This window comes from Enterobacter sp. fkY84-1, assembly GCF_052974705.1.
On the sequence record NZ_CP169393.1, the window covers coordinates 1,179,237 to 1,202,644 of the forward strand.

A 23,408-nucleotide genomic window follows, 5' to 3' on the forward strand; every position below is an offset into this window, starting at 1 on the left:
AGCGGCCCTGCGAACAGGGCCTGAGAATTACAATTTGCCACTGTAAAGCACCGGGCCTGTGGGGAGTCCAGTGGGCGATCCGCCCTCTGGTTCAAGGCTTATGGCTATCGTGGCGTCAGGAGGGAGCGTTGTGTTCCTGAGGGTGACGCGTGTCGGTATGTCGTTATGCAGCAGCCCCATGGAGACCGGCGCCTGCCCGCCTGGGATCAGCCAAAGCTGGAGGCTGTGTTGCGCCGCGACGGCCGTCGGCCGAAGAGGGGCAATGCTCAGGTGCTGGCGGCTGGCATCCGCGCTGACGACCCATTCCCCGTGCTGTTGGGCATCGTTGAGGACCATCAGCGGAGCGAGTTCCGGTGTACGGGTGGCATACCAGGCAACGACCGACAGGGCGGCGAGGGAGGCCGCAACCATCCAGCCGACATAAGGCCGACTTTGGCGTAAAGGCTTTTTGGGCGGCAGATCGAGGGCAATTCTTTTCCACACCGTCTCGGGTGGAGGGACGGGCACAAGATGACTATCCAGCGTGCTGAACATGTCCTGCCAGTACGCCACGCGGGCGGCCAGAGCGGGTTCATGGGCAATCCGTTTCTGGAACTGAAGCCGTGCTCCTCCCCGCAGCGTGCCGAGGGCATACTCTGCTGCCAGCATGTCATCGCGTTTTTCTGCGTCATTCATAGCCCCACGCACTCCCGAAGATGATCCATTGCCCGACGTATCCAGCTTTTCACCGAGCCTACAGGCTGCTGGAGCCAGTCGGCAATGTCGCTGTGAGACATTCCCTGATAGTAGGCGAGCGTAATGCTCTGGCGCTGCTCGCTGCTCAAATGTTCGAGACAATGCCTGAGCCGCTCTGCCTGCGCATCGTCGTGCCAGTTATTCTGCTCATCGCTTTCGCTCAGCAGAATATCTTCCGAATACGACTCTTCACGGGCTGCAGCCCGGGTTTGCCCGCTGCGCAGCCAGTCAATACAGCGGTTGCGAACAATATGCGTAAGCCAGGTCATCGGGGAGCTCAGGGTAGCGTTATAGGTTTCGGCTTTACTCCAGACGGTGACAAAACAGTCGTGCAGGATCTCTTCTGCCCAGGCGCGGTCGCGCAGCATGCGCAGCGCAACGGCAAACAGGTGAGGCGATGTGAGTCGGTAAAGTTGTTCAAATGCGCGGCGATCGCCGTTAGCGATCGCCTGCATTAATTTCAACTGCTGTTCAGCCAGCGCGTTATCCATGTTTTTTCCGGAAGGCAACGTCACACTTCCGAAGTATAGACAACTACTTAGGCATCAGGACGGTATCAATCACATCGATCACGCCATTTTTCTGATGGACGTCATAGGTGCTGATGTTCGCCACGTTACCTTTACCATCCTTAAGCTGAATATTGTGCGGGCCGTTGCTCATGATCCACAGCGGTTGACCGTTAACGGTCTTCAGCTCCGCGTGGCCGCCGCCCTGTTTAATTTTCTGCTCCAGCGCTTTCATATCGTAATTACCGGCGACCACGTGATAGGTCAGGATGCTGGTGAGCGTGGCTTTGTTTTCGGGTTTGACCAGGTTCTCGACCGTGCCGTCAGGCAATTTCGCAAACGCCGCATTGGTTGGGGCAAACACGGTGAAGGGCCCTTTGCTCTGGAGCGTATCCACCAGCCCGGCCGCTTTGACGGCGGCCACCAGCGTAGTGTGATCTTTCGAGTTCACGGCGTTTTCAACAATATTTTTGCTCGGGAACATCGCCGCTCCGCCCACCATCACGGTGTCTGACGTCATGGCTGCTGATGCGCCTGCACAGAAGAGTATCGCGCTGGATACGAATGCAACACTGAGTAGCTTTTTCATCATTTATCCTCGGATTAAGGAGCAAAGGCGTTGCTCACATACTCATATACGAGGGGCGGGGGGAAACTGGATGCAGGGAAATGAAAATAAATTTGTGGCGGGGAAGTGAATCCCCTCTCCCCGGTGGGGAGAGGGCAAATGACTTAGCGTCTCACCGGTGCCCCGTTCGCCACATAATACGCCGCCGTGCTCTTCGCCAGCGGCTCGCGACCGCGAATGGCGTCGGCAATCTTCTCGCCAATCATAATGGTGGTGGCGTTCAGGTTGCCGGTGATGATCTGCGGCATAATCGATGCATCCACCACGCGCAGCCCTTCCAGCCCGTGAACGCGGCCTTCGCCGTCGACCACCGCCATCTCGTCATAGCCCATCTTGCAGGTGCCGCACGGATGGAAGGCGGTTTCGGCGTGGTTACGCACAAACTCGTCCAGCTGCTCGTCGGTCTGGCAGTCAATACCCGGACTGATTTCACGGCCGCGGTACTTGTCCAGCGCGGGCTGGTGCATGATCTCGCGGGTGATGCGGATCGCGTCGCGAAACTCCTGCCAGTCCTGCTCGTGGGACATATAGTTGAACAGGATCGCCGGATGCTGGTGCGGATCGCGCGACTGGATGCGCACGTGTCCACGGCTCGGGGAGCGCATGGAGCCGACGTGGCACTGGAAGCCGTGTTCTTTCAACGCGTTCGAGCCGTTGTAGTTAATTGCCACCGGCAGGAAGTGGTACTGAATGTTTGGCCACTCAAACTCCTCGCGGCTGCGGATAAACCCGCCCGCTTCGAAGTGGTTGCTCGCACCTATGCCGGTGCCGCCAAACAGCCACTCCGCGCCAATCTTCGGCTGGTTCCACCACTGCAGGGCAGGGTAGAGGGAGACCGGCTCTTTGCATTCGTACTGGAGGTACATCTCAAGGTGATCCTGCAGGTTTTCCCCCACGCCGGGCAGATCGTGCACCAGCGGGATATCGAACTGCTTCAGCAGGTCAGCGTTGCCCACGCCGGAGCGCTGGAGGATCTGCGGGGAGGCAATCGCCCCGGCGCTCAGCAGCACTTCTTTTTTTGCCGTCGCTTTGGATGGGATGGTGCTTTCACCCTCCAGCCACTCGACGCCCACCGCGCGCTTGCCCTCAAAGAGGATGCGATCGGTCATGGCGTGGGTGCGGATGGTCAGGTTCGGACGCGGTTTCGCCTGATCCAGATAGCCGCGCGCGGTGCTGGCGCGTCGGCCCTGCGGCGTGACCGTGCGGTCCATCGGGCCGAAGCCCTCCTGCTGATAACCGTTGAGATCGTCTGTGCGCGGATAGCCCGCCTGTACGCCCGCCTCCACCATCGCCTCGAACAGCGGGTTCACGCCCGGTTTCGAGGTGGTAACGCTCACCGGGCCGTCGCCGCCGTGGTAGTCGTTCGGCCCCACGTCGCGCGTCTCTGCCTTGCGGTAGTAGGGCAGGCAGTTGAGGTAGCTCCAGTGCTCCAGGCCCGGCTCTTTCGCCCAGTGGTCGAGGTCCATCGCGTTACCGCGAATGTAGCACATGCCGTTGATCAGCGACGAGCCGCCCAGCCCTTTGCCGCGTCCGCACTCCATGCGGCGGTTGTTCATGAAGGGCTCTGGCTCGGTTTCGTACGCCCAGTTGTAGCGCTTGCCCTGCAGCGGGAACGCCAGCGCGGCGGGCATCTGGGTGCGGAAGTCAAATCGGTAATCCGGCCCGCCTGCTTCAAGCAGCAGGACGGTGGTGTTCGGATCTTCAGTCAGTCGTGTCGCCAGCACGTTGCCGGCAGAGCCGGCCCCGATAATGATGTAGTCAAATTGCAAATAAACCTCCCGGTTAAAATATGGACTGGAATTTACCCATCTCAACCTGGATGGACTTCACCTGGGTGTAGCTCTGCAGCGTCATCACGCCATTCTCGCGGCCAATGCCGGAGTGCTTGTAGCCGCCGACCGGCATCTCTGCGGCGGATTCACCCCAGGTGTTGATCCAGCAGATGCCCGCTTCGAGCTGGTGAATGGCGCCGTGGGCGCGGTTCAGGTCGGCCGTGACGATGCCTGCCGCCAGCCCGTAGTCGGTGTTGTTGGCGCGGCGAATCGCTTCTTCATCGGATTCGTAGGTGAGGATGGACATCACCGGGCCGAAGATCTCTTCGCGCACGATGGTCATCTCGTCGGTGCAGTCGGTGAACACGGTTGGGGCCACCCACGCGCCGTTATCGAAGCCTTCGCCCTTCAGCACGTCGCCGCCGCACAGCACGCGCGCGCCTTCCTCTTTGCCTTTGGCGATGTAGCGCATCACGCTGTCGCGGTGCGGGAAGCTGACCATCGGGCCAAAGTTGGTAGCTCCATCGAACAGATCGCCCGCGCGGATGCGGCCCACGCGCTCAACGATTTTCTGCTCAAACGCGGCTTTGAACTTAGCCGGGACAAACACGCGGGTGCCGTTGGTGCACACCTGGCCGGAGCTGAAGAAGTTGGCCATCATGGCGATGTCCGCCGCGAGATCCAGATCCGCATCGTCGAAAATAATCAGCGGGGATTTACCGCCCAGCTCCATCGTCACCTCTTTCAGGGACGAGGCCGCCGAGTTGGCCATCACCTTTTTGCCGCTGGCGACGCCGCCGGTGAAAGAGACTTTCGCGATGCCCGGATGCTCGGTCAGGTACTGGCCGGTCTCTGCGCCCACGCCAGGCAGGACGTTAAACACGCCGTCCGGCAGGCCCGCTTCGGTGTAGATCTCGGCAAGCTTCAGGGCGGTAAGCGGCGTCACTTCGCTCGGCTTGAAGATCATCGCGTTGCCCGCCGCCAGCGCCGGGGCCGATTTCCACAGGGCGATCTGGATCGGGTAGTTCCACGCGCCGATGCCCGCCACCACGCCCAGCGGCTCGCGGCGGGTGTAGACGAATGAGGTCTCACGCAGCGGGATCTGGCTGCCTTCCAGCGCCGGGATCAGCCCCGCGTAGTACTCCAGCACGTCCGCGCCGGTGACGATATCCACGGTTGAGGTTTCGGAATACGCTTTACCGGTGTCGAGGGTTTCCAGCTTTGCCAGATCGTCGTTGCGCTCGCGCAGGATGTCGACGGCGCGACGCAGGATGCGAGAGCGCTCCATGGCGGTCATCGCCGCCCAGACTTTTTGCCCGCGCGTTGCGCTTTCTACGGCGCGATCGACGTCTTCGCGCCCGGCGGCCTGTACGGTCGCCAGGACTTCACCGTTGGCCGGGTTGATGGTCTCGAAGGTGCGACCGCTGGTGGCAGATGTATAACCACCATTGATATAAAGCTGCTGTTCTGCCATTCGGGACATAAATTCTCCTCGGTTAGTCGGTCGGTAAATGCTGGCTGATAAAGTGGCTGGTGAGCGACTGCGCCAGGGTCTTATCCAGCGGCTTGCCGCTCAGCGCGGCGCGCAGCCACAGTCCGTCGATCAGCGCCGCCAGCCCGTAGCCCGCCTCCTGGGCCTGCTCGCGCGGAAGCTCGCGGCGGAACTCGTACACCAGGTTCGACAGCAGGCGGCGGCTGCTCACCTGCTGCAGGCGGTAGAGCATGGGCTGATGCATGCTGCTTGCCCAGAAGGCCAGCCAGGCCTTCATCGCCGCGCTGCTCACCTGGGTTTCATCAAAGTTACCGCCGACAATCGCCTGCAGACGCTGCTCCGCGCTGCCGTTCGGCAGGGCGTGCAGGCGGCTTAATACCGCATCGCGCAGCTGGCCGGTGATGTCGCGCATGGTCGCTTCCAGCAGACCATTTTTGTCTTTGAAATAGTGACTGATGATCCCCGTGGAAACGCCTGCCCGACGGGCGATCTGCGCGATCGTCGCGTCATGCATTCCCACTTCATTTATTGCTTCCAGCGTGGCGTCGATAAGCTGCCTGCGCCGGATCGGCTGCATCCCCACTTTGGGCATTATTGCCACTCCATTCATCAGCGTTGGTTAACCATTAAAGCGGTTTTTGATTGGACGTTCAATATAAAATGTGTCTTAATTGTTGCGGATTTGGATTTTAATGGTTACAAAAACAGTGAGGATACTGGATGACAGACCTTTCACAGGACAGAGAAAAAGACAAAATCAACCCGGTCGTTTTTTATACGTCCGCCGGGCTGATTTTGTTGTTTTCCCTGACAACGATCTTCTTTCGCGATTTTTCTGCCGAGTGGATTGGGCGCACCCTGAACTGGGTATCGAAGACCTTCGGCTGGTACTACCTGCTGGCGGCCACGCTCTACATCGTCTTTGTGGTCTGCATTGCCTGCTCGCGCTTCGGCTCCGTGAAGCTCGGGCCAGAGCAGTCCAAGCCCGAGTTCAGCCTGCTGAGCTGGGCCGCGATGCTGTTTGCCGCGGGCATCGGCATTGACCTGATGTTCTTCTCCGTGGCGGAACCGGTCACGCAGTATATGCAGCCGCCGGAAGGGGCAGGGCAGACGATGGAGGCCGCGCGCCAGGCGATGGTCTGGACGCTGTTCCACTACGGCCTGACCGGCTGGTCAATGTACGCCCTGATGGGCATGGCGCTGGGATACTTTAGCTATCGTTATAATTTGCCCCTCACCATTCGCTCCGCGCTGTACCCGATTTGCGGTAAAAAGATTAACGGCCCGATTGGCCACAGCGTCGATATCGCGGCGGTGATCGGCACCATCTTCGGTATTGCGACCACGCTCGGGATTGGCGTGGTGCAGCTCAACTACGGGCTGAGCGTGCTGTTTGATATTCCGGATTCGATGGCGGCGAAAGCGGCGCTGATTGCGCTCTCCGTCATTATTGCCACCATTTCGGTGACGTCGGGCGTCGATAAAGGCATCCGCGTGCTCTCCGAACTGAACGTGGCGCTGGCGCTGGGCCTGATTCTGTTCGTGCTGTTTATGGGCGACACCTCGTTCCTGCTCAATGCCTTAGTGCTGAACGTGGGCGACTACGTGAACCGCTTTATGGGCATGACGCTGAACAGCTTCGCCTTTGACCGTCCGGTGGAGTGGATGAACAACTGGACGCTGTTCTTCTGGGCGTGGTGGGTCGCATGGTCGCCGTTTGTTGGCCTGTTCCTGGCGCGTATTTCGCGCGGGCGCACCATTCGTCAGTTTGTGATGGGCACCCTGATCATCCCGTTCACCTTTACCCTGCTGTGGCTGTCGATTTTCGGCAACAGCGCGCTGCACGAGATCATCCACGGCAACGCGACCTTTGCACAGGAAGCGATGGCGCACCCGGAGCGCGGCTTCTACAGCCTGTTGGCGCAGTACCCGGCGTTCACCTTTAGCGCCTCCGTGGCGACCATTACCGGCCTGCTGTTCTACGTCACCTCGGCGGATTCCGGCGCGCTGGTGCTGGGCAACTTCACCTCGAAGCTGAAGGATATCAACAGCGATGCCCCGAACTGGCTGCGCATCTTCTGGTCCGTCGCCATCGGCCTGCTGACGCTTGGGATGCTGATGACCAACGGCATCTCGGCGCTACAGAACACCACGGTGATCATGGGGCTGCCGTTCAGCTTCGTCATCTTCTTTGTGATGGCCGGGCTGTATAAATCGCTCAAGGTGGAAGATTACCGCCGCGTCAGCGCCAGCCGCGATACCGCACCGCGTCCGATGGGGGCGCAGGACAGACTGAGCTGGAAGAAACGCCTGTCGCGCCTGATGAACTACCCGGGCACGCGCTACACCAAACAGATGATGGAGACGGTCTGCTTCCCGGCAATGGAAGAGGTGGCGCAGGAACTGAAGCTGCGTGGCGCCTACGTGGAGCTGAAAAACCTGCCGCCGGAGGAGGGCGAGACCCTGGGGCACCTGGACCTGCTGGTGCACATGGGCGACGAGCAGAACTTTGTCTATAAGATCTGGCCGCAGCAGTACTCGGTTCCCGGTTTTACCTACCGGGCGCGCAGCGGGAAGTCGACCTACTACCGGCTTGAGACCTTCCTGCTGGAAGGGAGCCAGGGGAATGATTTGATGGACTACAGCAAGGAGCAGGTGATTACGGACATTCTGGACCAGTATGAGCGGCACCTGAACTTTATCCATCTGCACAGGGAAGCGCCGGGGAATAGCGTGATGTTCCCGGATGTTTGAACCTTGAAGTGAAGAACGTAAAAAGGCATCGCCGCTGCCTTCATGCCGGGTGGCGGCGATGCCTTACCCGGCCTACAAAACCGGTTTACCATAGGCCTGATAAGCGAAGCGCCATCAGGCGTTAAATGTGCTTTGGGACTGAAAGGCAATATTTCCTTTATTTATATTCACCATTCTGTTTTTCTTTCTGCGCAGATTTCATCCATGCATCATCATAAATAATATTGCCTTTAACATAGTTCCATTGAATGCCACGAAATCGCAGGCCTACTACTTCATGCATGTTAGGGGCAGAACTGCCTGGATAGTATACATGCGTAAAATCTAAAGATGATATTACCACGCTATCAAGCGTGATGGTGTAGATCTCTCTTTCTGCTCCCGCTTCAATAATTTCATAATATTTAATAATGGCTTTTTGCAGGCGTCTTCCTTCGCAAGCGACAACGGCAAGGTAAGGACTTACCTTATCTAATTGCTTATGCAGCGTAACCGGGCCATGCTGTCGTGTTCCGGTCATATTTCCGGTATGACTATCGACGGCTTGTTTTACACCATAGCTGCTGTTCATGATTTCGATAGCACCTTCTCGACCTGGCATCATACATTCGCCCTGTACGAGCATTCCGTTCTCGTCGTAGAGAAATAGGTAAGCGGGTAGTGACATTATCGTTCTCCTAAATTTATTAGCTTGCCATTTTTATCGATATCGAACTGATGTACATATTCTTTGCCATTTAAGCCGTAGTGAATTACGTAAGTATGTTCATTCTCCCATTTAATATTCATACAGGTATCAGGATAGGAAAGGTTTAAATCACCGTATCCGGAACCAGCCACTATGCTTATCTGATGGGATTTGCTTGAATATATTGTATAATACTTCAATATGTCATTTTTATTAATGCTGAAACAAATATGATTGCCATTAATAAAAGTTAGTCGTGTTTTTGGGGCTCGTTTACCACCGGGACAACCGGTAATTGAAATACACATAGCTATAATGAACAGCAGTTTTTTCATCCGGGAAATCCTTTTAAGACTGTTTGGTATTTACTCAGGAGATAATAGAGTGTTTCTTTAAGATGCAGATCGCGATATTGTAATAAACTTTGATTTTTATCCAGACCAAAGTATTTCAATAACCAGTAATCGCTTACAATTGATGCTTGTTGTTCTAACCCATAATGCAATAGAGATACTTTATCTAAACTATAAGTATAGTCAGCAATACCGGAAAATAATCCTCTGGTCCTGACAAACATCCCTTTTTGTGTTTGCCAGACGTGCATCATCTCATGCATAAATCTATGCTTCTTAACTAAGTCGTCCTCTAATGAGAAATCAGGTGAATAAGTTTCTTCTCTAAACCACATTTCACCATTGGGACTCATCGCTATATCGACAGGCTGGAGATTAAAAGGAAGATAACTTTCCCTGTGCACCCACACCAGATGATAATGGATACTGTAACCGTAAAGCGTCTTCGCGAGGGCTATCTCACCGATGGTGAGTTGTCGGATACCGCCTGGGTTAATCGGGGTTCCTGAGGTGGGAATAATGCGTTCATTTACCGGCATTATAAATCCATTGTAATAGTGTGGTTATTGGGTTTTTATCCTACTCCTGTCGAAATGGAAAAGAAGATTGATATATTCCTAAAAAACGATTTTTGCGTTGTGAGAAATAAATCAAATAGGGAATGAAAGAAGATTTTCGAAACCTGATGAGCGTTACAGCAAAGTGATCGCGTGGTCGCCATGAAGCAGCCAGTGAAGTGTAAATAGAGTTCCTACTTTAAACTCAGCCTGTGGGTAGGTCAGCGCTAGCGTGAGTGTTTTCTCATTGAGTCTTGTTATGCGGGCACAGTCAAAACCCATGTAAATCTTCACCCGCGGGTAGAGTGCCTTAAACAGACTCTCTTTGGCGCTGAATGCAAGCGTCAACGCCAGCGCAAAGGGGTAGCCCGAGCGCGTCAGGCACATCGCTTCCTGTGCATCAATGATGCCGTCCTGGATTTCTCGGGCTTCACGGTCAGGAAGAATGGCTTCGCAATCAATACCCACAAGCGCGTCTGGATAACGGACGGCAACCGCCATCGCCTGCGTGCCGCTGTGGGTGATGCTCCCTGAAACGCCTTCCGGCCAGAGCGGTTCACCGCTGGGGCCGATGCCGGGCACGGTGTGGTCAGGTAAGGCATGCGCGGCGGCGATGCGGCCTGCCAGATGCTCGGCTTTGCGTTTGCGCCCGGCGTTTGCAAGCTCAGCGTGGTGGGGGAGCCAGAGGATATCGGCGTCGGTGAAGGTGGTTGGGTCGAAGGTGACGTGGTGTACGGTATGGCCGGCGAGAATGAACGTGCGGTGGGTGGTGTGCATGGTTTCCCCTCTATCAATAAATAGTGCGGCCTGATGCCCTCACCCAGCCCTCTCCCACGGGGAGAGGGCGGCGTTGTTGCCTTTATCAGAATCGCGTATTCACGCTCATATACCACGTGCGGCCTGGCTCATTATAGGTATAAGCCCCCGCGCCGTACATATACGCGCCGGTGGTGGCGTTCCCGGTCGTCTGGGCATTACCCGCACGCCACTGACGCTTGTCGAAGACGTTATCCACGCCGCCGGTCAGGCTGACGTTTTTGGTCATGTCCCAGGTTGCGCTCAGACCAACGATGCTGTACGGGCTGACCTCGTCTTTTTCAGACCCGGTCACCGGCTGACCTTTGTAGTTGTACTTCTTCGGCTGCTGCTTGCCGTACCAGGTAAAGGTCGACTGGAGCGACACGTCCTGATGAACCTGCCAGCTCAGGGTCGAGTTCAGCGTGTACTCCGGAATGATCGACAGACGGTCGCCGGTCTCCTTGTTCTTGCTCTGCAGCATGTAGGTGATGTTGTTGGTCCAGTTAATGGTGTCGCTGACCGGCACGTTCAGGGAGCCTTCCAGCCCTTCAACCACCGCTTTCGGCACGTTTTCCCACTGGTAGATATCCGTCTGCACTTTACCAGATGAGGTGTGGCCGATCGGCGCGTAGCCCGCTTCGATCTTGTTGCGGTAGTCGTTGCGGAACCAGGTCACGCCCGCCAGCCAGCCGTCGCGCTTCCACTCCAGACCAATCTCTTTGTTGATGCTGGTTTCGGCCTTAAGGTCGTCGTTACCCATCATGTAGCAGCCTACGCCGTCGGAGCTGGCGTAGCAGCCCTGACCTTTGCTGTAGAGCAGGTAGTTCGGGTTGGTCTGATACAGGCTCGGCGCCTTATAGGCGCGGGCGATGCCCATCTTCAGCGTGAAGTCATCCCCCAGACCCTGCGACAGGTTCAGGGACGGGCTCCAGTTGTTGCCGACGATGGTGTGGTGGTCGAAGCGCAGGGCAGGGGTCAGCATGGTGCTGTCGGTCAGCTCCATGTTGTTTTCGGCGAACAGAGAGAAAATCTCTGCCGACGTGTACGGGCTCCGATCGTTACTCATGCCCGGAATGGTGCCGCCCTGCAGGGTTTGCGTGAAGGAGGTGGAATCTTTCATGCGCTGCTGGTTCCACTCGGTACCCAGCGTCAGGTTCTGGTTAACGAGGAAATCAATCGGCAGGTTGATTTCGCTGTGCAGCATCACGTCGGCCAGATCGGTGTCGGTGAATTTATTGCTGTTGAATAAGCCTTCCGTACCGCCCGCCAGCCCTTCACCCAGACGGGAGTTGCGGGTGTGCTCGTACTGCGCCCAGTTGCTGGTGGTAATGCCGTTATCCCAGCCGCCGTTCCAGGTCACCGCGAAGTTCTGGCGATAGATACGGTTGGTTTCTTTGCCGTAGTTCTTTTTCACCAGGCCGTTGGAGCTGTTGTCGTTGTTAGTGTTCTGGGTATCACCGGCGTAGAGGTTGTTCTGGCGGCTGTAGCCCGCCTCAAATTCCAGAGACTGCATCGGCGCAAAGTCCCAGCGCACCACGCCGTTGATGTCTTTATTTTCTACACCCTCGCGGCCAGCAGGCAGCGTGTCGGCGTAGGCACCGGTACGGTCAGACTGGTGACCCTGGTTGATGTCCCACGCGTCGGCCTGGGTTTTGTCCAGGTTACCGAACATGCGGAAGCTGAAGTCGCCGCCCAGCGGGCCGCTCAGGCTGAAGTTGGTGCGTTTGGTGGAACCTTCATCCTTGTGCTCAGGCGCATTCAGGTAGGTGTTCCAGGAGCCGTGCCACTGGTCGTCGAATTTTTTGGTGATGATATTCACCACGCCGCCTGCCGCGCCGTTGCCATAGCGCGCGGCGGCCGGACCGCGAATCACTTCGATGCGCTCGATCATCTCCGGCGGCACCCAGCCGGTATCGCCGCGGGTGTCGCGCTCGCCGCGCCAGCCCAGACGGATGGAGTTACGGCTGGTCACCGGCTTGCCGTCGATCAGGATCAGGGTGTTTTCTGGCCCCATGCCGCGGATATCAATCTGACGGTTATTCCCGCGCTGGCCGCTGGTGGAGTTACCGGTCAGGTTAACGCCCGGCATGGTGCGGATGATTTCCGCCACGTCGCGCGCGGGCGGGTTTTTCCGGATCTCATCGGCGGTGATGGTCGATACCCCCGGCGCCTGCAGATTCTGCTCGGCGGCGGTGATCACCATCGTGTCTTCGTGCTGCGCAGAGGCGGTGTTGTCGTCTGCCAGAGCAGGCAGCGCGACGCCATAAATCCCTAAATTGACCAGCAAGGCCAGAGAGTGAATCTTCTTATTCATTGTACGTCCTGCTTTTGTGGTTGTTTTATGAGCGCTTCCCACAGCGCGGGCACTACGCTATTGCAAATGCAAATAGTTATCAATAATATTATCAATAAAATTTGCTCTGAAACAAAAAAGACTGTTAAACATGAGGTTATAAGGGTGACGGCGTTAACAACGGGAAGTGAAGCGTGGTGGCAGTCGAAAAACGGGCCTGAATGGAGGCCGGAAAAGGGAAACTATCGCGTCACGTTCTGGTGGCGTGACCCGGCAGGAACGCAAAGAACGTCACCAATCAAACGCGTCTGGCTCTACGTCACCGGCGTGACCGATCACCACCAAAATGCCCGCCCGCAGTCCCTCGAACGCATTCCCGATACCGACGTCTGGCAGTGGCAGGGCGAGTTCAGCCCCGAGTGGCGCGGAAGCTACTGTTTTATCCCTTCCGTGAATGAAAACGATTTTGCCAGCGTCGTGTTTGAAGGCGAGCAGCCGGAGCGCATGGCGCTGCGCGAAGGGTGGCGCAAGCTGCTGCCGCACGCGGTTTCAGACCCGCTGAACCCGCAGAGCTGGCGCGGCGGGCGCGGCCATGCCGTCTCCGCGCTGGAGATGCCGGAAGCGCCGGTTCAGCCGGGGTGGAATCATCCCGATACGCCGTATCAGCCGCCAGTCTGCATTGAGTGGGAATGCGTGCGCCTGAAAAATCGCCGTCGCGTCTGGATTTTCACTACCGGGGGCGACGACCCGGAACGTCCGCTGGCGGTGCTGCTTGACGGGCAGTTCTGGGCCGAAAGTATGCCGGTCTGGCCTGCGCTGGCGTCGCTCACCAGCGAGCGCAAACTGCCGCCTGCGGTCTACGTCTTAATCGATGTTATCGACATGGCGCATCGCAACCGCGAGCTGCCGTGCAATTCCGATTTCTGGCTGGCGGTGCAGGAAGAACTTCTCCCCCTTGTTAAAAAACGCGTGCCGTTCAGCGACCGCGCCGACCGTACGGTGGTCGCAGGGCAAAGCTTTGGCGGTCTCTCTTCCCTTTATGCCGCACTGCACTGGCCGCAGCGTTTTGGCTGCGTGCTTAGCCAGTCCGGCTCCTACTGGTGGCCGCACCGCGGCGGCCAGCAGGACGGGCTGTTAATCGAACAACTTAAAGCCGGCGAAATATCCCCTCGCGGGTTACGCATCCTTCTTGAGGCCGGGCGCAACGAGCCGCTCATCTTCCGCGCGAATCAGGCGATATATGCCGAACTGCACACACACCAACCGGTTATCTGGCGTCAGGTTGACGGCGGACACGATGCGCTTTGCTGGCGCGGTGGGCTGACGCAGGGGCTTATCACCCTCTGGCAGCCGCTTATTCACTAACGGAGTCTGTATGGAATTCAGCAATCCTTTCGATAATCCGCAGGGACAGTTCGCCATTTTGCAAAACGACCAGGGGCAGTACAGCCTGTGGCCACAGCAGTGCGAACTGCCGGCAGGGTGGGGCGTGGTGTGCGAAGCACGGTCTCAGGAGGCGTGCCAGCAGTGGCTGGCGGAACGCTGGCAGACGCTTGAGCCGTCTTATTTCGCGGGGGAGAACGCATGAACCGTCTTCCTCTCGTCGCCGCCCAGCCGGGGATCTGGATGGCGGAACAGCTGTCCACGCTGCCAAACGCCTGGAGCGTGGCGCACTACACCGAGCTGAAAGGCGATATCGATGCGCCGCTGCTGGCTAAAGCCATTGCCGCGGGCATGATGCAGGCCGATACCCTGCGCATGCGCTTTGCCGAAGATAACGGCGAGGTATGGCAGTGGGTGGATGGCACCGTCATTTTGCCGGAACCGTCCATCGTTCGCGTTGATTCCCACGCCGCCGCCGTGGCGCTGATGGACGCCGATCTCAGTCAGGATCTGCGCGTGGACAGCGGTCAGCCGCTCGCTTTCCATCAGCTGATTCAGGTCGGTGAAAACCACTGGTACTGGTATCAGCGCTATCACCATCTTGTGGTGGATGGCTTCAGCTTCCCGGCCATTACCCGCCAGATCGCCGCGATTTATGCCGCGTGGAAAAAGGGCGAACCCACGCCGGAATCCCCGTTTACGCCATTCGCAGAGGTGGTGGACGAGTATCAGCGCTATCGCGACAGCGAGGCGTACCGGCGCGACGGCGCCTTCTGGGCCGGGCAGCGCAAAGAGCTGCCTTCTCCGGTCTCGCTCTCCTCCGCGCCGCTGCCGGGCCGCGCCGCCACGACCGACATTCTGCGTCTGAAAATTACCGCCGACGGCCGCGCCTTCAGCCAGCTTGCACAGGCGGCAGGGCAGGTACAACGCACCGACCTGGCGCTTGCGCTGGTGGCGCTGTGGCTGGGGCGCCTCACCGGACGGCTGGACTACGCCGCCGGGTTTATCTTTATGCGAAGGATGGGGTCCGCGGCGCTGACCGCGACCGGGCCGGTGCTTAACGTCCTGCCGCTGGCGGTCAATATCGATCCCCAGGAGAGCCTGCCCTCGCTGGCGCTGCGCCTGGCGAACCAGCTGAAAAAAATGCGCCGCCACCAGCGCTACGACGCCGAGCAGATCGTGCGCGACAGCGGGAAAGCGGCGGGTGATGAAGCGCTGTTTGGGCCGGTGCTGAACGTTAAAGTGTTCGACTACCAGCTGGATATCGACGGCGTGGAGGCCATCACCCACACGCTGGCGACCGGCCCGGTGAACGATCTGGAGCTGGCGCTGTTCCCGGACGAGCAGGGCGGGCTGAGCATGGAGATCCTCGCCAATAAGCAGCGCTACGATGAGGCGACGCTGACGCGTCACGTCGCGCGCCTGAACGCGATGCTGGTGCAGTTTGCGGCCAACCCGGACCTGCGCTGCGGCGAGGTGGAAACCGTTTCAGAACAGGAATACGCAAAGCTCGCGCGCATCAACGATACCGGACTGGCGCTGCCGTCCACCACGCTCGCGGATCTGGTGGCGGAACAGGCGAGCAAAACGCCGGATGCCCCGGCGCTGGCGGATGCGCACGTTGAACTCAGCTATCGTCAGATGCGCGAGCAGGTCGTCGCGCTGGCAAACCTGCTGCGCGCGCGCGGCGTGAAGCCGGGCGACAGCGTGGCGGTGGCCCTGCCGCGCTCGGTATTCCTGACGTTAGCCTTGCACGGGATTGTGGAGGCGGGCGCCGCGTGGCTGCCGCTCGACACCGGCTACCCGGACGATCGCCTGCGGATGATGCTCGAGGACGCGAAGCCGTCCCTGCTCATTACCACCGACGAACAGCTTCCGCGCTTTAGCGATCTGCCTATTACGACGTGTAGTTACAACACACTGTTACCGGCCACCGATGCTGAGCCGCTGCGTCTGGCGAAGCCGGAGCAGACGGCGTACATCATCTTTACCTCCGGTTCGACCGGGCGTCCAAAAGGGGTCATGGTCGGCCATACCGCCATCGTTAACCGCCTGAAGTGGATGCAGGACCATTATCCGCTGGGCGCGAACGATGTGGTGGCGCAGAAAACGCCGTGCAGCTTTGACGTGTCGGTGTGGGAGTTCTGGTGGCCGTTTATCGCCGGGGCGAAGCTGGTGATGGCGGAGCCGGACGCGCACCGCGACCCGCAGGCAATGCAGAGCTTCTTCGGGCACTACGGCGTGACCACTACCCACTTCGTGCCGTCGATGCTGGCGGCGTTTGTTGCCTCGCTGACGCCGGAAAACGTCGGGTGCTGCAACACGCTTAAGCAGGTGTTCTGCAGCGGCGAAGCGCTGCCGACGGCGCTGTGCCGCGAGTGGGAACAGCTGACGCACGTGCCGCTGCATAACCTTTACGGCCCGACGGAAGCGGCGGTGGATGTCAGCTGGTATCCGGCTTTTGGGCCCGAGCTGGCGGCGGTGGAAGGCAACAGCGTGCCGATCGGTTTCCCGGTGTGGAATACGGGGCTGCGCATTCTGGATGCGATGATGCGCCCGGTACCGTTCGGCGTGGCGGGGGATCTCTACCTCACCGGCATTCAGCTGGCGCAGGGGTATCTGGGACGCCCCGATCTCACCGCCAGCCGCTTTATCGCCGACCCGTTCGCGCCGGGCGAGCGGATGTACCGCACCGGGGACGTTGCCCGCTGGCTGGATAACGGCGCGGTGGAATATCTGGGCCGCAGCGATGACCAGCTCAAAATCCGCGGCCAGCGCATCGAGCTGGGTGAAATCGACCGGGCGATGCTGTCGCTGCCGGACGTGGCCCAGGCCGTGGCGCACGCCTGCGTGTTCAACCAGGCGGCGGCGACGGGCGGCGATGCGCGCCAGCTGGTGGGGTACGTGGTTTCTGAATCCGGCTTACCGCTGGACCGCGACGCGCTGCTGGAATCGCTCAAAACCCAGCTACCACCGCATATGGTGCCGGTGGTGCTGCTGCAAATCAGCGCGCTGCCGCTGAGCGCCAACGGCAAACTGGATCGCAAGGCGCTGCCGCTGCCGGAACTGACCGGTAAAACCTCCGGTCGCGCGCCGGAAAGCGAAACCGAAATCGCCGTGGCGCAGGCGTTTGCCGCGCTGCTGGGCTGTGAGATCAGCGACATTGAGGCGGATTTCTTTGCCCTCGGCGGCCACTCGCTGCTGGCGATGCGCCTCGCGGCGCAGCTCAGCCGCGCGTTCAACCGCAAGGTCACGCCGGGGCAGATTATGGTCGCCTCGACGGTCGGCAAGCTCAGCGCGCTGCTGGACTCGCAACTGAGCGACGAGCAGGCGCAGCGTCTGGGGTATGAAACCCTTCTGCCGCTGCGTGAAAGCAACGGCCCGACGCTGTTCTGCTTCCATCCGGCGTCCGGCTTTGCCTGGCAGTTTAGCGTCCTGGCGCGCTACCTCAGCCCGCGCTGGTCCATCGTCGGCATTCAGTCGCCGCGTCCGGACGGCCCGATGCAGCAGTGCGCGGATCTCGATGGGGTCATCGACCATCACCTGAACACGTTGCGTAAGCAGCAGCCGCAGGGGCCGTATTACCTGTTCGGCTATTCCCTCGGCGGCACGCTGGCGCAGGGCATTGCGGCCCGCCTGCGCAAGCAGGGTGAAGCGGTGGCGTTCCTCGGCCTGCTGGATACCTGGCCGCCGGAAACCCAGAACTGGGCGGAAAAAGAGGCCAACGGCCTCGACCCGGCGGTGCTGGCGGAGATCGAGCGCGAGCGTCAGGCGTTTATCGCCGCGCAGCAGGGGCAGGGCTCCAGCGAGCTGTTTAACGCTATCGAAGGCAACTACGCCGATGCGGTGCGGCTGCTCACCACGGCGCACAGTTCACGCTTTGACGGTAAGGCGACGCTGTTTGTTGCCGAACGCACGCGCATGATGGATCCGCAGGCCGCCTGGGCACCGTGGGTGGGGGAACTGGAGGTGTACAGCCAGGACTGCGCCCACGTGGATATCATTTCACCGCAGGCGTTTGAGAAAATTGGGCCAGTGTTGAGGGAGATTTTGGGGTAACGTCAAAAGCGCCGGGTGGCGGCTACGCCTTACCCGGCCTACGGGAGCCGAGTGTAGGCCGGGTCAGGCGTAGCCGCCACCCGGCAATTACCGCCGACCTAACGGCACCACCAGCGGCGTTCCCGCCACCGGATCGTCAATAATCATGCAGCGCATACCGTAGATCCGCGCGATCAGCTCCGGCGTGACAATCTCTTTCGGCGCACCCTGCGCCACAATCTCCCCGTCGCGCAAGGCAATCAGGTGCGTGGCGTAGCGGCACGCCTGGTTTAAATCGTGCAGCACCGCCGCCAGAGTATACCCCTGCGTGCGGTTCAGCTCGCTCAGCAGCTCCAGCAGATCAATCTGGTGGCTGATGTCCAGCCAGGTTGTCGGCTCGTCCAGCAGCATGATCGACGTTTCCTGCGCCAGCACCATCGCAATCCACGCCCGCTGACGCTGACCGCCGGAAAGGGTGTCCACGCTCTGCTGGGCGAGATCGGTGATGCCCGTCGCCCGCATCGCGCGGTTCACCGCCTCGTCATCTTCCTTGCGCCAGCGGGTAAACAGCGGCTGGTGCGGGTAGCGCCCGCGCGAGACCAGCTCCTGCACCGTGATGTCCCCCGGCGTGGTGGCGTTTTGCGCCAGCAGCCCGATGCGCCTGGCCACCTCTTTGCTGGCGAAGCGCTGGATCTGCTCCCCGTCCAGGAAGACACTGCCCTCCACCGGCGTCATCAGGCGGCTCAGCGTGCGCAGCAGGGTCGATTTTCCGCAGCCGTTCGGGCCGATAATCGCCGTAAAGTGGCCGTCCGGAATGGCGACGGATAAATCGCGGGCAACGATTTTTTTGCCGTAGCCTAGGGTGAGATGTTCGCCGCGCAAGCGGGTGGTTGTGTCTGTCATTTCTTGCGTGACTCCTGGACGAGCAAGACGATAAGGTAAATCCCGCCGAGGCTGACGGTCACTACGCCCACCGGCAGTTGATAAGGCATAAACAGCCGCTGGGCGCAGAGATCGGCGGCCAGTAGCAGCAGCGCGCCGCACAGCGCCGCCTGAGTTAATCCCCAGCGCGCCGTCCCGCTTAGACGTCGTGCGATATGCGGCGCGACAAGGGCGATAAACGAGATCGGCCCGGCGATGGCGGTGGAGGCGGCGGTCAGCAATACCGCCACCAGCATCAGCATCAGGCGCGAGCGTTCGACGCTCACGCCCAGCGCGCAGGCGCTGTCGTCGCCCATCTCCAGCAGCCGCATGCGTCGCACCAGCAGCAGCGCGCCGATAAACATCAGCACAATCAGCGGCGCGGCGGGCCAGGTTTTGCCCCACGTCAGGCCGTTGAGAGAACCTGCGTACCACAGCCCGGCGGAAAGCGCCGTTTCCAGCGAGGCCTGCAGCAGCAGCCAGGTGTTAAAGGCCATCAGCATCGCGCGGATGCCGATACCGATAATGATCAGCCGGAAGGTGTCGATGCCGTTGCGCCAGGCCAGCAGCCAGATAACCAGCGACGTCAGAATGCCGCCCGCCATCGCCGTGAAGGTAATCGCCGTCAGGTGCTGGCCGAACAGCACCATCGCCACCAGCACGCCGCTCCAGGCCCCGGTATTGAGGCCCATCACGTCCGGGCTGCCGAGCGGGTTGCGCATCAGCGACTGGAATATCGCGCCGCTGACGCCGAGCGCCGCGCCGACCAGGATTGCCATCGCCACGCGCGGCAGCCGCCATTCGGTGACCACCATGGTGATGTTACGCGGCGCGTTGCCGGTGAGAGCGTGAAAGACCTGCGCGAAATCAAGCGTTACGGCACCGCTTTGCAGGCTCCAGACCGCCAGCAGCAGACTGGCGACGACCAGCAGGGAGACGCTGGTGACTAAACGCCGGGACGGGGCCCTCATGCGCCACCTCCGCGTTTACGGCGCACCAGGAAAATCAGCACCGGCGCGCCGATAAAGGCGCTGACCACCGAGACGCGCAGTTCACCCGGCACCAGCAGGCGGCCCAGCACGTCGGCAAACAGCAGCAGGGCAGGCGTCGCCAGCAGCGTGACCGGCAGCGACCAGCGGTGATCCGCCCCTACCAGCCAGCGCGCCATGTGCGGCATCATCAGGCCGATAAAGGCGATTGGCCCGACCACGGCGGTCGCGCTGCCGCACAGGACGGTGATGGCCAACAGGCCAATCAGCTGCGTGCGCGCGACGCGGTTGCCGAGCGCGGTGGCGGTGTCGCTGCCGAGGCTCAGGCTGTTCAGCGCCCGGCTTAAACACAGCGCCACGGCGGCGGCAATCATCACCGGGATCGCCACCACTTTCAGGGTTTCAAGGGTGCGGATATCCAGCGAGCCGGCCTGCCAGAAGCGCAGCTGGTCGTAGACGTCCGGGTTGAGCAGGGCGATGCCGTTAGATAAGCCTTCCAACACCGCCGCGAGCGCCACGCCCGCCAGCGTCAGGCGTACCGGGCTCAGCTGCCCACCGCCCTGGCTGCCGGTAAACGCCACCACCAGAGAGGCGACCAGCGCGCCGCAGAAGGCCATTACCAGCTGCTCAGACGGAGAGGTGAAGCCGAACAGCGCCGCGCCCAGCACGATGGCAAAGCTGGCGCCGGCGTTCACGCCGAGAATGCCGGGGTCCGCCAGCGGGTTGCGGGTGAGGGTTTGCATCAGGGCACCGGCAAGGCCGAGCGCGCCGCCGGCCAGCAGTCCAGCAAGGGTGCGGGGCAGGCGGGCGTCGAGCACGATGGTGCAGTCAGCGCTCTGACAGGTGCCGGAGAGCGCATCAACAATAACGGACGCAGGCAGCGGCCTGGCGCCAACCAGCAGGCTGAGTGCAATCGCGAGGCTCAATAGCAGCAATAAAACGGGCACGGCAACGGCGCGCACCGAAGATGAGGAAAACGACATAGCAACATCCATGATTTGATAATGATAGTGATTATCGTTATCTATCTTATTTGGCTATGTTAGCATGTGCGCCCATGGAATGGGTAGAAATAGACTCAAGGCTTTGTCATGAATCAAAAATCCTGGCTGCTCAACCTCAGCCTGCTTAAAACGCACCCGGCGTATCGCGCCGTGTTTATCGCCCGCTTTATCTCCATTTTATCCCTCGGCCTGCTCGGCGTAGCCGTGCCGGTACAGATCCAGACGATGACGCACTCCAGCTGGCTGGTGGGGTTATCGGTGACGTTAACCGGCGGGGCGATGTTTATCGGCCTGATGGTCGGCGGCGTGCTGGCGGACCGCTACGAGCGTAAAAAGCTGATCCTGCTGGCACGCGGCACCTGCGGCGTGGGCTTTATCGGGCTGTGTCTGAACGCCATGCTGCCGGAGCCGTCGCTGATGGCCATATATGCCCTCGGGCTGTGGGACGGCTTTTTTGCCTCCTTAGGCGTGACGGCGCTGCTGGCGGCGACGCCCGCGCTGGTCGGGCGAGAAAATCTGATGCAGGCGGGGGCGATCACCATGCTCACCGTGCGCCTCGGCTCGGTGATTTCGCCGATGGTCGGCGGCCTGCTGCTGGCAACCGGCAACGTGGCGTGGAACTACGGCCTGGCCGCGGCGGGGACCTTTATCACCACGCTGACGCTGCTGCGCCTGCCGCTGCTGCCACCTCCGCCGCAGCCGCGCGAGCATCCGCTGAAGTCCCTGATGGCCGCGATTCGTTTCCTGTTCAGCAACCCGCTGATTGGCGGGATTGCGCTGCTCGGCGGCCTGCTGACGATGGCGAGCGCCGTGCGCGTGCTCTACCCGGCGCTGGCGGGAGAGTGGCAGATGAGCGCCTCGGAAATAGGCATTATCTACGCCGCCATTCCGCTCGGCGCGGCGTGCGGGGCGCTGACCAGCGGCAACCTGGCACAGAGCGCGCGGCCGGGGTTGATTATGCTGCTTGCCACGCTGGCCTCGTTTATCGCCATTGGCTTCTTTAGCCTGATGCCGGTCTGGGCACTGGGGGTGATGTGTCTGGTGATCTTCGGCTGGCTGAGCGCCATCAGCTCGCTGCTGCAGTACACCCTGATCCAGACCCAGACGCCGGAAGGAATGCTCGGGCGCATTAACGGCCTGTGGACCGCGCAGAACGTCACGGGCGATGCCATTGGCGCGGCGATCCTCGGCGGGCTGGGGGCAATAATGACCCCGGCGGCGTCCGCGAGCAGCAGCGGGTTTGTGTTAGCAATGGTTGGTGTGATCTTATTGGTGGCGCTGGTGGAATTGCGCCGGTTCAGGCAGGAGAGTGTGGTGACCTTGTAGGTCGGGTAAGGCGGAGCCGCCACCCGACAAAACGCCCGGTGGCGCTGCGCTTACCGGGCCTACGGGGAACGTGCCTGTTATTTAAACATCGCATTCAAACGCTGCAACACCAGCATCGCGCTGTAATAATCCAGGCGGAACGTCTCGGTTCCCAACGCCCATACGCGCTTGTTTTTTACCGACGGCAGGTGCGCCAGCAGCGGGTTAGCGTAAATCGCCGCCACGTCTTTCTCGTCACCGGCAAACACAAACAGCCCTTCGCCGTTCAGCCCCGTCGCCAGGTTTTCACCGCCCAGCTGGATAATGTCGTGGCGCTTGCCCTGGCTTGTTGAGGTCTGCAACCCGGCAGGCAGGTCCGCCAGCGTAAAGCCCAGCTGGTGCAGCAGCTTGCCCTGCGCCGATTCGGCGGTCCACAGGTTGGCGGAATGCGCGGCGGCGGTGTAGACGATGGCGTTCACCGGCTGCGGCGGCAGCGTCATCTGCTGTTTCACCTGCGCGAGCTGTTTATCAAACGCGGCAATGCGCTCTGCGGCCTGCTTTTCGTGTCCGGTGATCGCGCCCAGCTGGGTCAGCAGCGCCTGCCAGCTCTTGTCGTCGTAGTTGATGATAAGCGTCGGCGCAATGGCGGAAAGCTGATCGTACAGCGCCAGCGCGGAATCCCCGCCGGTGGCGCTGATCAAAATCAGGTCCGGCATTTGCGCGGCCACAGCTTCAGCGCTCGGCTCGCCGATATACAGCCGTGCAACCTTGCGCTGCTTCGCGATATCGCCCCACTGGCGCAGGAAACCCTGTCCATCCGCCACGCGGTTGTTCGGCGTGGTCGCGCCGCTGGCGACGACCGGTGCGTCAATGGCCAACAGGGAGCCGGTTAAGGTCACGCTGGTGGAGACAATGCGCGTCGGTTTGCTCTCAAGCGTGTGAACGCCGCGGCTGTCGGTCACCTGACGGGGCCAGTCGGCGGCAGCGGCTGAGGTAAGTCCTAAAACAAAAAGTGATAATAAAAGCAGGGGATTACGGAAAACGGCAGGGAATTTCACAGCACGGGATCCTGTTTTTGTTGGAGATAATGCTTCTCATTTTCATATTTGCCGCAACGGGATGCAAGCTTTTGTCGCACAAGTTATTTGCCCGACGGTTGACAGCGAAGCGATGTGGGATTAGGTTAGCC

At 60.1% G+C, this 23,408-nt stretch carries 20 protein-coding genes; 5 read left to right on the forward strand and 15 right to left on the reverse strand.

Features of this window, described 5'->3' with window-relative positions:
* Positions 1-27 precede the first annotated feature (27 nt).
* From ACEPLT_RS05490 to betI, 6 genes are all read right to left on the reverse strand, one after another.
* Positions 28-675 (reverse strand): anti-sigma factor, encoded by a 648-nt coding sequence (locus tag ACEPLT_RS05490; protein WP_032674324.1) that lies wholly within the window; start codon positions 673-675, stop codon positions 28-30.
* Positions 672-1,226, reverse strand: a complete 555-nt coding sequence (locus ACEPLT_RS05495) for an RNA polymerase sigma factor (RefSeq protein ID WP_032674326.1) — start codon at positions 1,224-1,226, stop codon at positions 672-674. The genes ACEPLT_RS05490 and ACEPLT_RS05495 overlap by 4 nt, the downstream gene beginning before the upstream one ends.
* A gap of 43 nt (positions 1,227-1,269) precedes the next feature.
* A complete protein-coding gene (locus ACEPLT_RS05500; protein WP_032674327.1) occupies positions 1,270-1,833 on the reverse strand; it encodes a fasciclin domain-containing protein in 564 nt (187 codons plus the stop codon).
* A 143-nt stretch (positions 1,834-1,976) separates the two neighbouring features.
* Complete coding sequence (betA, locus tag ACEPLT_RS05505) at positions 1,977-3,641, reverse strand: choline dehydrogenase (protein WP_032674328.1); 1,665 nt, start codon at positions 3,639-3,641, stop codon at positions 1,977-1,979.
* Positions 3,642-3,654: 13 nt separating this feature from the next.
* Positions 3,655-5,127 (reverse strand): betaine-aldehyde dehydrogenase, encoded by a 1,473-nt coding sequence (gene betB / locus ACEPLT_RS05510; RefSeq protein ID WP_032674329.1) that lies wholly within the window; start codon positions 5,125-5,127, stop codon positions 3,655-3,657.
* A 13-nt stretch (positions 5,128-5,140) separates the two neighbouring features.
* Positions 5,141-5,728, reverse strand: coding sequence for a transcriptional regulator BetI (betI, locus tag ACEPLT_RS05515; protein WP_008500977.1), 588 nt, complete (start codon positions 5,726-5,728; stop codon positions 5,141-5,143).
* Positions 5,729-5,856: 128 nt separating this feature from the next.
* On the opposite strand from betI, the gene betT reads away from it, so the two are divergent.
* Positions 5,857-7,890: a choline BCCT transporter BetT gene (gene betT, locus ACEPLT_RS05520; protein ID WP_447088336.1), complete on the forward strand. Its 2,034-nt coding sequence runs from the start codon at positions 5,857-5,859 to the stop codon at positions 7,888-7,890.
* A gap of 157 nt (positions 7,891-8,047) precedes the next feature.
* Here the strand turns inward: betT and ACEPLT_RS05525 are convergent, their stop codons facing one another.
* The 5 genes from ACEPLT_RS05525 to ACEPLT_RS05545 all read right to left on the reverse strand — a co-directional run bounded on the left by ACEPLT_RS05525 (position 8,048) and on the right by ACEPLT_RS05545 (position 12,600).
* On the reverse strand, positions 8,048-8,557 hold the full coding sequence (locus ACEPLT_RS05525) for an Hcp family type VI secretion system effector (protein WP_032656127.1): 510 nt from the start codon (positions 8,555-8,557) through the stop codon (positions 8,048-8,050).
* Positions 8,557-8,913, reverse strand: coding sequence for a putative T6SS immunity periplasmic lipoprotein (locus ACEPLT_RS05530; protein ID WP_032656129.1), 357 nt, complete (start codon positions 8,911-8,913; stop codon positions 8,557-8,559). The genes ACEPLT_RS05525 and ACEPLT_RS05530 overlap by 1 nt, the downstream gene beginning before the upstream one ends.
* Positions 8,910-9,470 carry a hypothetical protein gene (locus tag ACEPLT_RS05535; RefSeq protein ID WP_021242623.1) on the reverse strand — a complete coding sequence of 187 codons (561 nt, stop codon included), beginning with the start codon at positions 9,468-9,470 and terminating at the stop codon, positions 8,910-8,912. Before ACEPLT_RS05535 ends, ACEPLT_RS05530 begins: the two co-directional genes overlap by 4 nt.
* Positions 9,471-9,623: 153 nt before the next feature.
* Positions 9,624-10,265: an enterobactin synthase subunit EntD gene (entD, locus tag ACEPLT_RS05540; RefSeq protein ID WP_032674331.1), complete on the reverse strand. Its 642-nt coding sequence runs from the start codon at positions 10,263-10,265 to the stop codon at positions 9,624-9,626.
* Between the two features lie 85 nt (positions 10,266-10,350).
* Positions 10,351-12,600, reverse strand: coding sequence for a TonB-dependent siderophore receptor (locus tag ACEPLT_RS05545; protein ID WP_032674332.1), 2,250 nt, complete (start codon positions 12,598-12,600; stop codon positions 10,351-10,353).
* Between the two features lie 144 nt (positions 12,601-12,744).
* Between ACEPLT_RS05545 and fes the strand changes: the two genes are divergently transcribed.
* Genes fes through entF form a run of 3 tightly spaced genes read left to right on the forward strand, consistent with a single transcriptional unit; the run spans position 12,745 to position 18,021 of the window.
* The gene (fes, locus tag ACEPLT_RS05550; protein WP_032674333.1) at positions 12,745-13,944 is read left to right on the forward strand and encodes an enterochelin esterase; all 1,200 of its coding nucleotides are present in this window, start codon (positions 12,745-12,747) and stop codon (positions 13,942-13,944) included.
* Positions 13,945-13,954: 10 nt separating this feature from the next.
* The gene (locus ACEPLT_RS05555) at positions 13,955-14,167 is read left to right on the forward strand and encodes an MbtH family protein (RefSeq protein WP_023343555.1); all 213 of its coding nucleotides are present in this window, start codon (positions 13,955-13,957) and stop codon (positions 14,165-14,167) included.
* The gene (gene entF / locus ACEPLT_RS05560) at positions 14,164-18,021 is read left to right on the forward strand and encodes an enterobactin non-ribosomal peptide synthetase EntF (RefSeq protein WP_232928016.1); all 3,858 of its coding nucleotides are present in this window, start codon (positions 14,164-14,166) and stop codon (positions 18,019-18,021) included. The genes ACEPLT_RS05555 and entF overlap by 4 nt, the downstream gene beginning before the upstream one ends.
* An 87-nt stretch (positions 18,022-18,108) precedes the next feature.
* On the opposite strand, the gene fepC is transcribed toward entF, so the two are convergent.
* The 3 genes from fepC to fepD are packed head-to-tail and all read right to left on the reverse strand — an operon-like array spanning position 18,109 to position 20,893.
* A complete protein-coding gene (gene fepC, locus ACEPLT_RS05565) occupies positions 18,109-18,903 on the reverse strand; it encodes an iron-enterobactin ABC transporter ATP-binding protein (RefSeq protein ID WP_232928019.1) in 795 nt (264 codons plus the stop codon).
* Entirely contained in the window at positions 18,900-19,892 is a 993-nt protein-coding gene (gene fepG, locus ACEPLT_RS05570) for an iron-enterobactin ABC transporter permease (protein ID WP_044597018.1), read from the reverse strand. The genes fepC and fepG overlap by 4 nt, the downstream gene beginning before the upstream one ends.
* Positions 19,889-20,893 carry a Fe(3+)-siderophore ABC transporter permease gene (gene fepD, locus ACEPLT_RS05575; RefSeq protein ID WP_232928031.1) on the reverse strand — a complete coding sequence of 335 codons (1,005 nt, stop codon included), beginning with the start codon at positions 20,891-20,893 and terminating at the stop codon, positions 19,889-19,891. Before fepD ends, fepG begins: the two co-directional genes overlap by 4 nt.
* A 108-nt stretch (positions 20,894-21,001) precedes the next feature.
* Here fepD and entS point away from each other — a divergent pair, with 108 nt between their 5' ends.
* The gene (gene entS, locus ACEPLT_RS05580) at positions 21,002-22,240 is read left to right on the forward strand and encodes an enterobactin transporter EntS (RefSeq protein ID WP_232928034.1); all 1,239 of its coding nucleotides are present in this window, start codon (positions 21,002-21,004) and stop codon (positions 22,238-22,240) included.
* A 77-nt stretch (positions 22,241-22,317) separates the two neighbouring features.
* On the opposite strand, the gene fepB is transcribed toward entS, so the two are convergent.
* The gene (fepB, locus tag ACEPLT_RS05585) at positions 22,318-23,277 is read right to left on the reverse strand and encodes a Fe2+-enterobactin ABC transporter substrate-binding protein (RefSeq protein WP_032656151.1); all 960 of its coding nucleotides are present in this window, start codon (positions 23,275-23,277) and stop codon (positions 22,318-22,320) included.
* Between the last annotated feature and the right edge of the window lie 131 nt (positions 23,278-23,408).

Bases quoted from the DNA above. Each gene is read 5' to 3' on its own strand.
- entF (WP_232928016.1), top strand. From the start codon at position 14,164: ATGAACCGTCTTCCTCTCGTCGCCGCCCAGCCGGGGATCTGGATGGCG.
- betB (WP_032674329.1), bottom strand. From the start codon at position 5,127: ATGTCCCGAATGGCAGAACAGCAGCTTTATATCAATGGTGGTTATACA.
- fepC (WP_232928019.1), bottom strand. From the start codon at position 18,903: ATGACAGACACAACCACCCGCTTGCGCGGCGAACATCTCACCCTAGGC.
- ACEPLT_RS05500 (WP_032674327.1), bottom strand. From the start codon at position 1,833: ATGAAAAAGCTACTCAGTGTTGCATTCGTATCCAGCGCGATACTCTTC.
- ACEPLT_RS05525 (WP_032656127.1), bottom strand. From the start codon at position 8,557: ATGTCACTACCCGCTTACCTATTTCTCTACGACGAGAACGGAATGCTC.
- betI (WP_008500977.1), bottom strand. From the start codon at position 5,728: ATGCCCAAAGTGGGGATGCAGCCGATCCGGCGCAGGCAGCTTATCGAC.
- ACEPLT_RS05490 (WP_032674324.1), bottom strand. From the start codon at position 675: ATGAATGACGCAGAAAAACGCGATGACATGCTGGCAGCAGAGTATGCC.
- ACEPLT_RS05530 (WP_032656129.1), bottom strand. From the start codon at position 8,913: ATGAAAAAACTGCTGTTCATTATAGCTATGTGTATTTCAATTACCGGT.
- ACEPLT_RS05535 (WP_021242623.1), bottom strand. From the start codon at position 9,470: ATGCCGGTAAATGAACGCATTATTCCCACCTCAGGAACCCCGATTAAC.
- entS (WP_232928034.1), top strand. From the start codon at position 21,002: ATGAATCAAAAATCCTGGCTGCTCAACCTCAGCCTGCTTAAAACGCAC.
- ACEPLT_RS05495 (WP_032674326.1), bottom strand. From the start codon at position 1,226: ATGGATAACGCGCTGGCTGAACAGCAGTTGAAATTAATGCAGGCGATC.
- ACEPLT_RS05545 (WP_032674332.1), bottom strand. From the start codon at position 12,600: ATGAATAAGAAGATTCACTCTCTGGCCTTGCTGGTCAATTTAGGGATT.
- entD (WP_032674331.1), bottom strand. From the start codon at position 10,265: ATGCACACCACCCACCGCACGTTCATTCTCGCCGGCCATACCGTACAC.
- betT (WP_447088336.1), top strand. From the start codon at position 5,857: ATGACAGACCTTTCACAGGACAGAGAAAAAGACAAAATCAACCCGGTC.
- fepG (WP_044597018.1), bottom strand. From the start codon at position 19,892: ATGAGGGCCCCGTCCCGGCGTTTAGTCACCAGCGTCTCCCTGCTGGTC.
- ACEPLT_RS05555 (WP_023343555.1), top strand. From the start codon at position 13,955: ATGGAATTCAGCAATCCTTTCGATAATCCGCAGGGACAGTTCGCCATT.
- fepD (WP_232928031.1), bottom strand. From the start codon at position 20,893: ATGTCGTTTTCCTCATCTTCGGTGCGCGCCGTTGCCGTGCCCGTTTTA.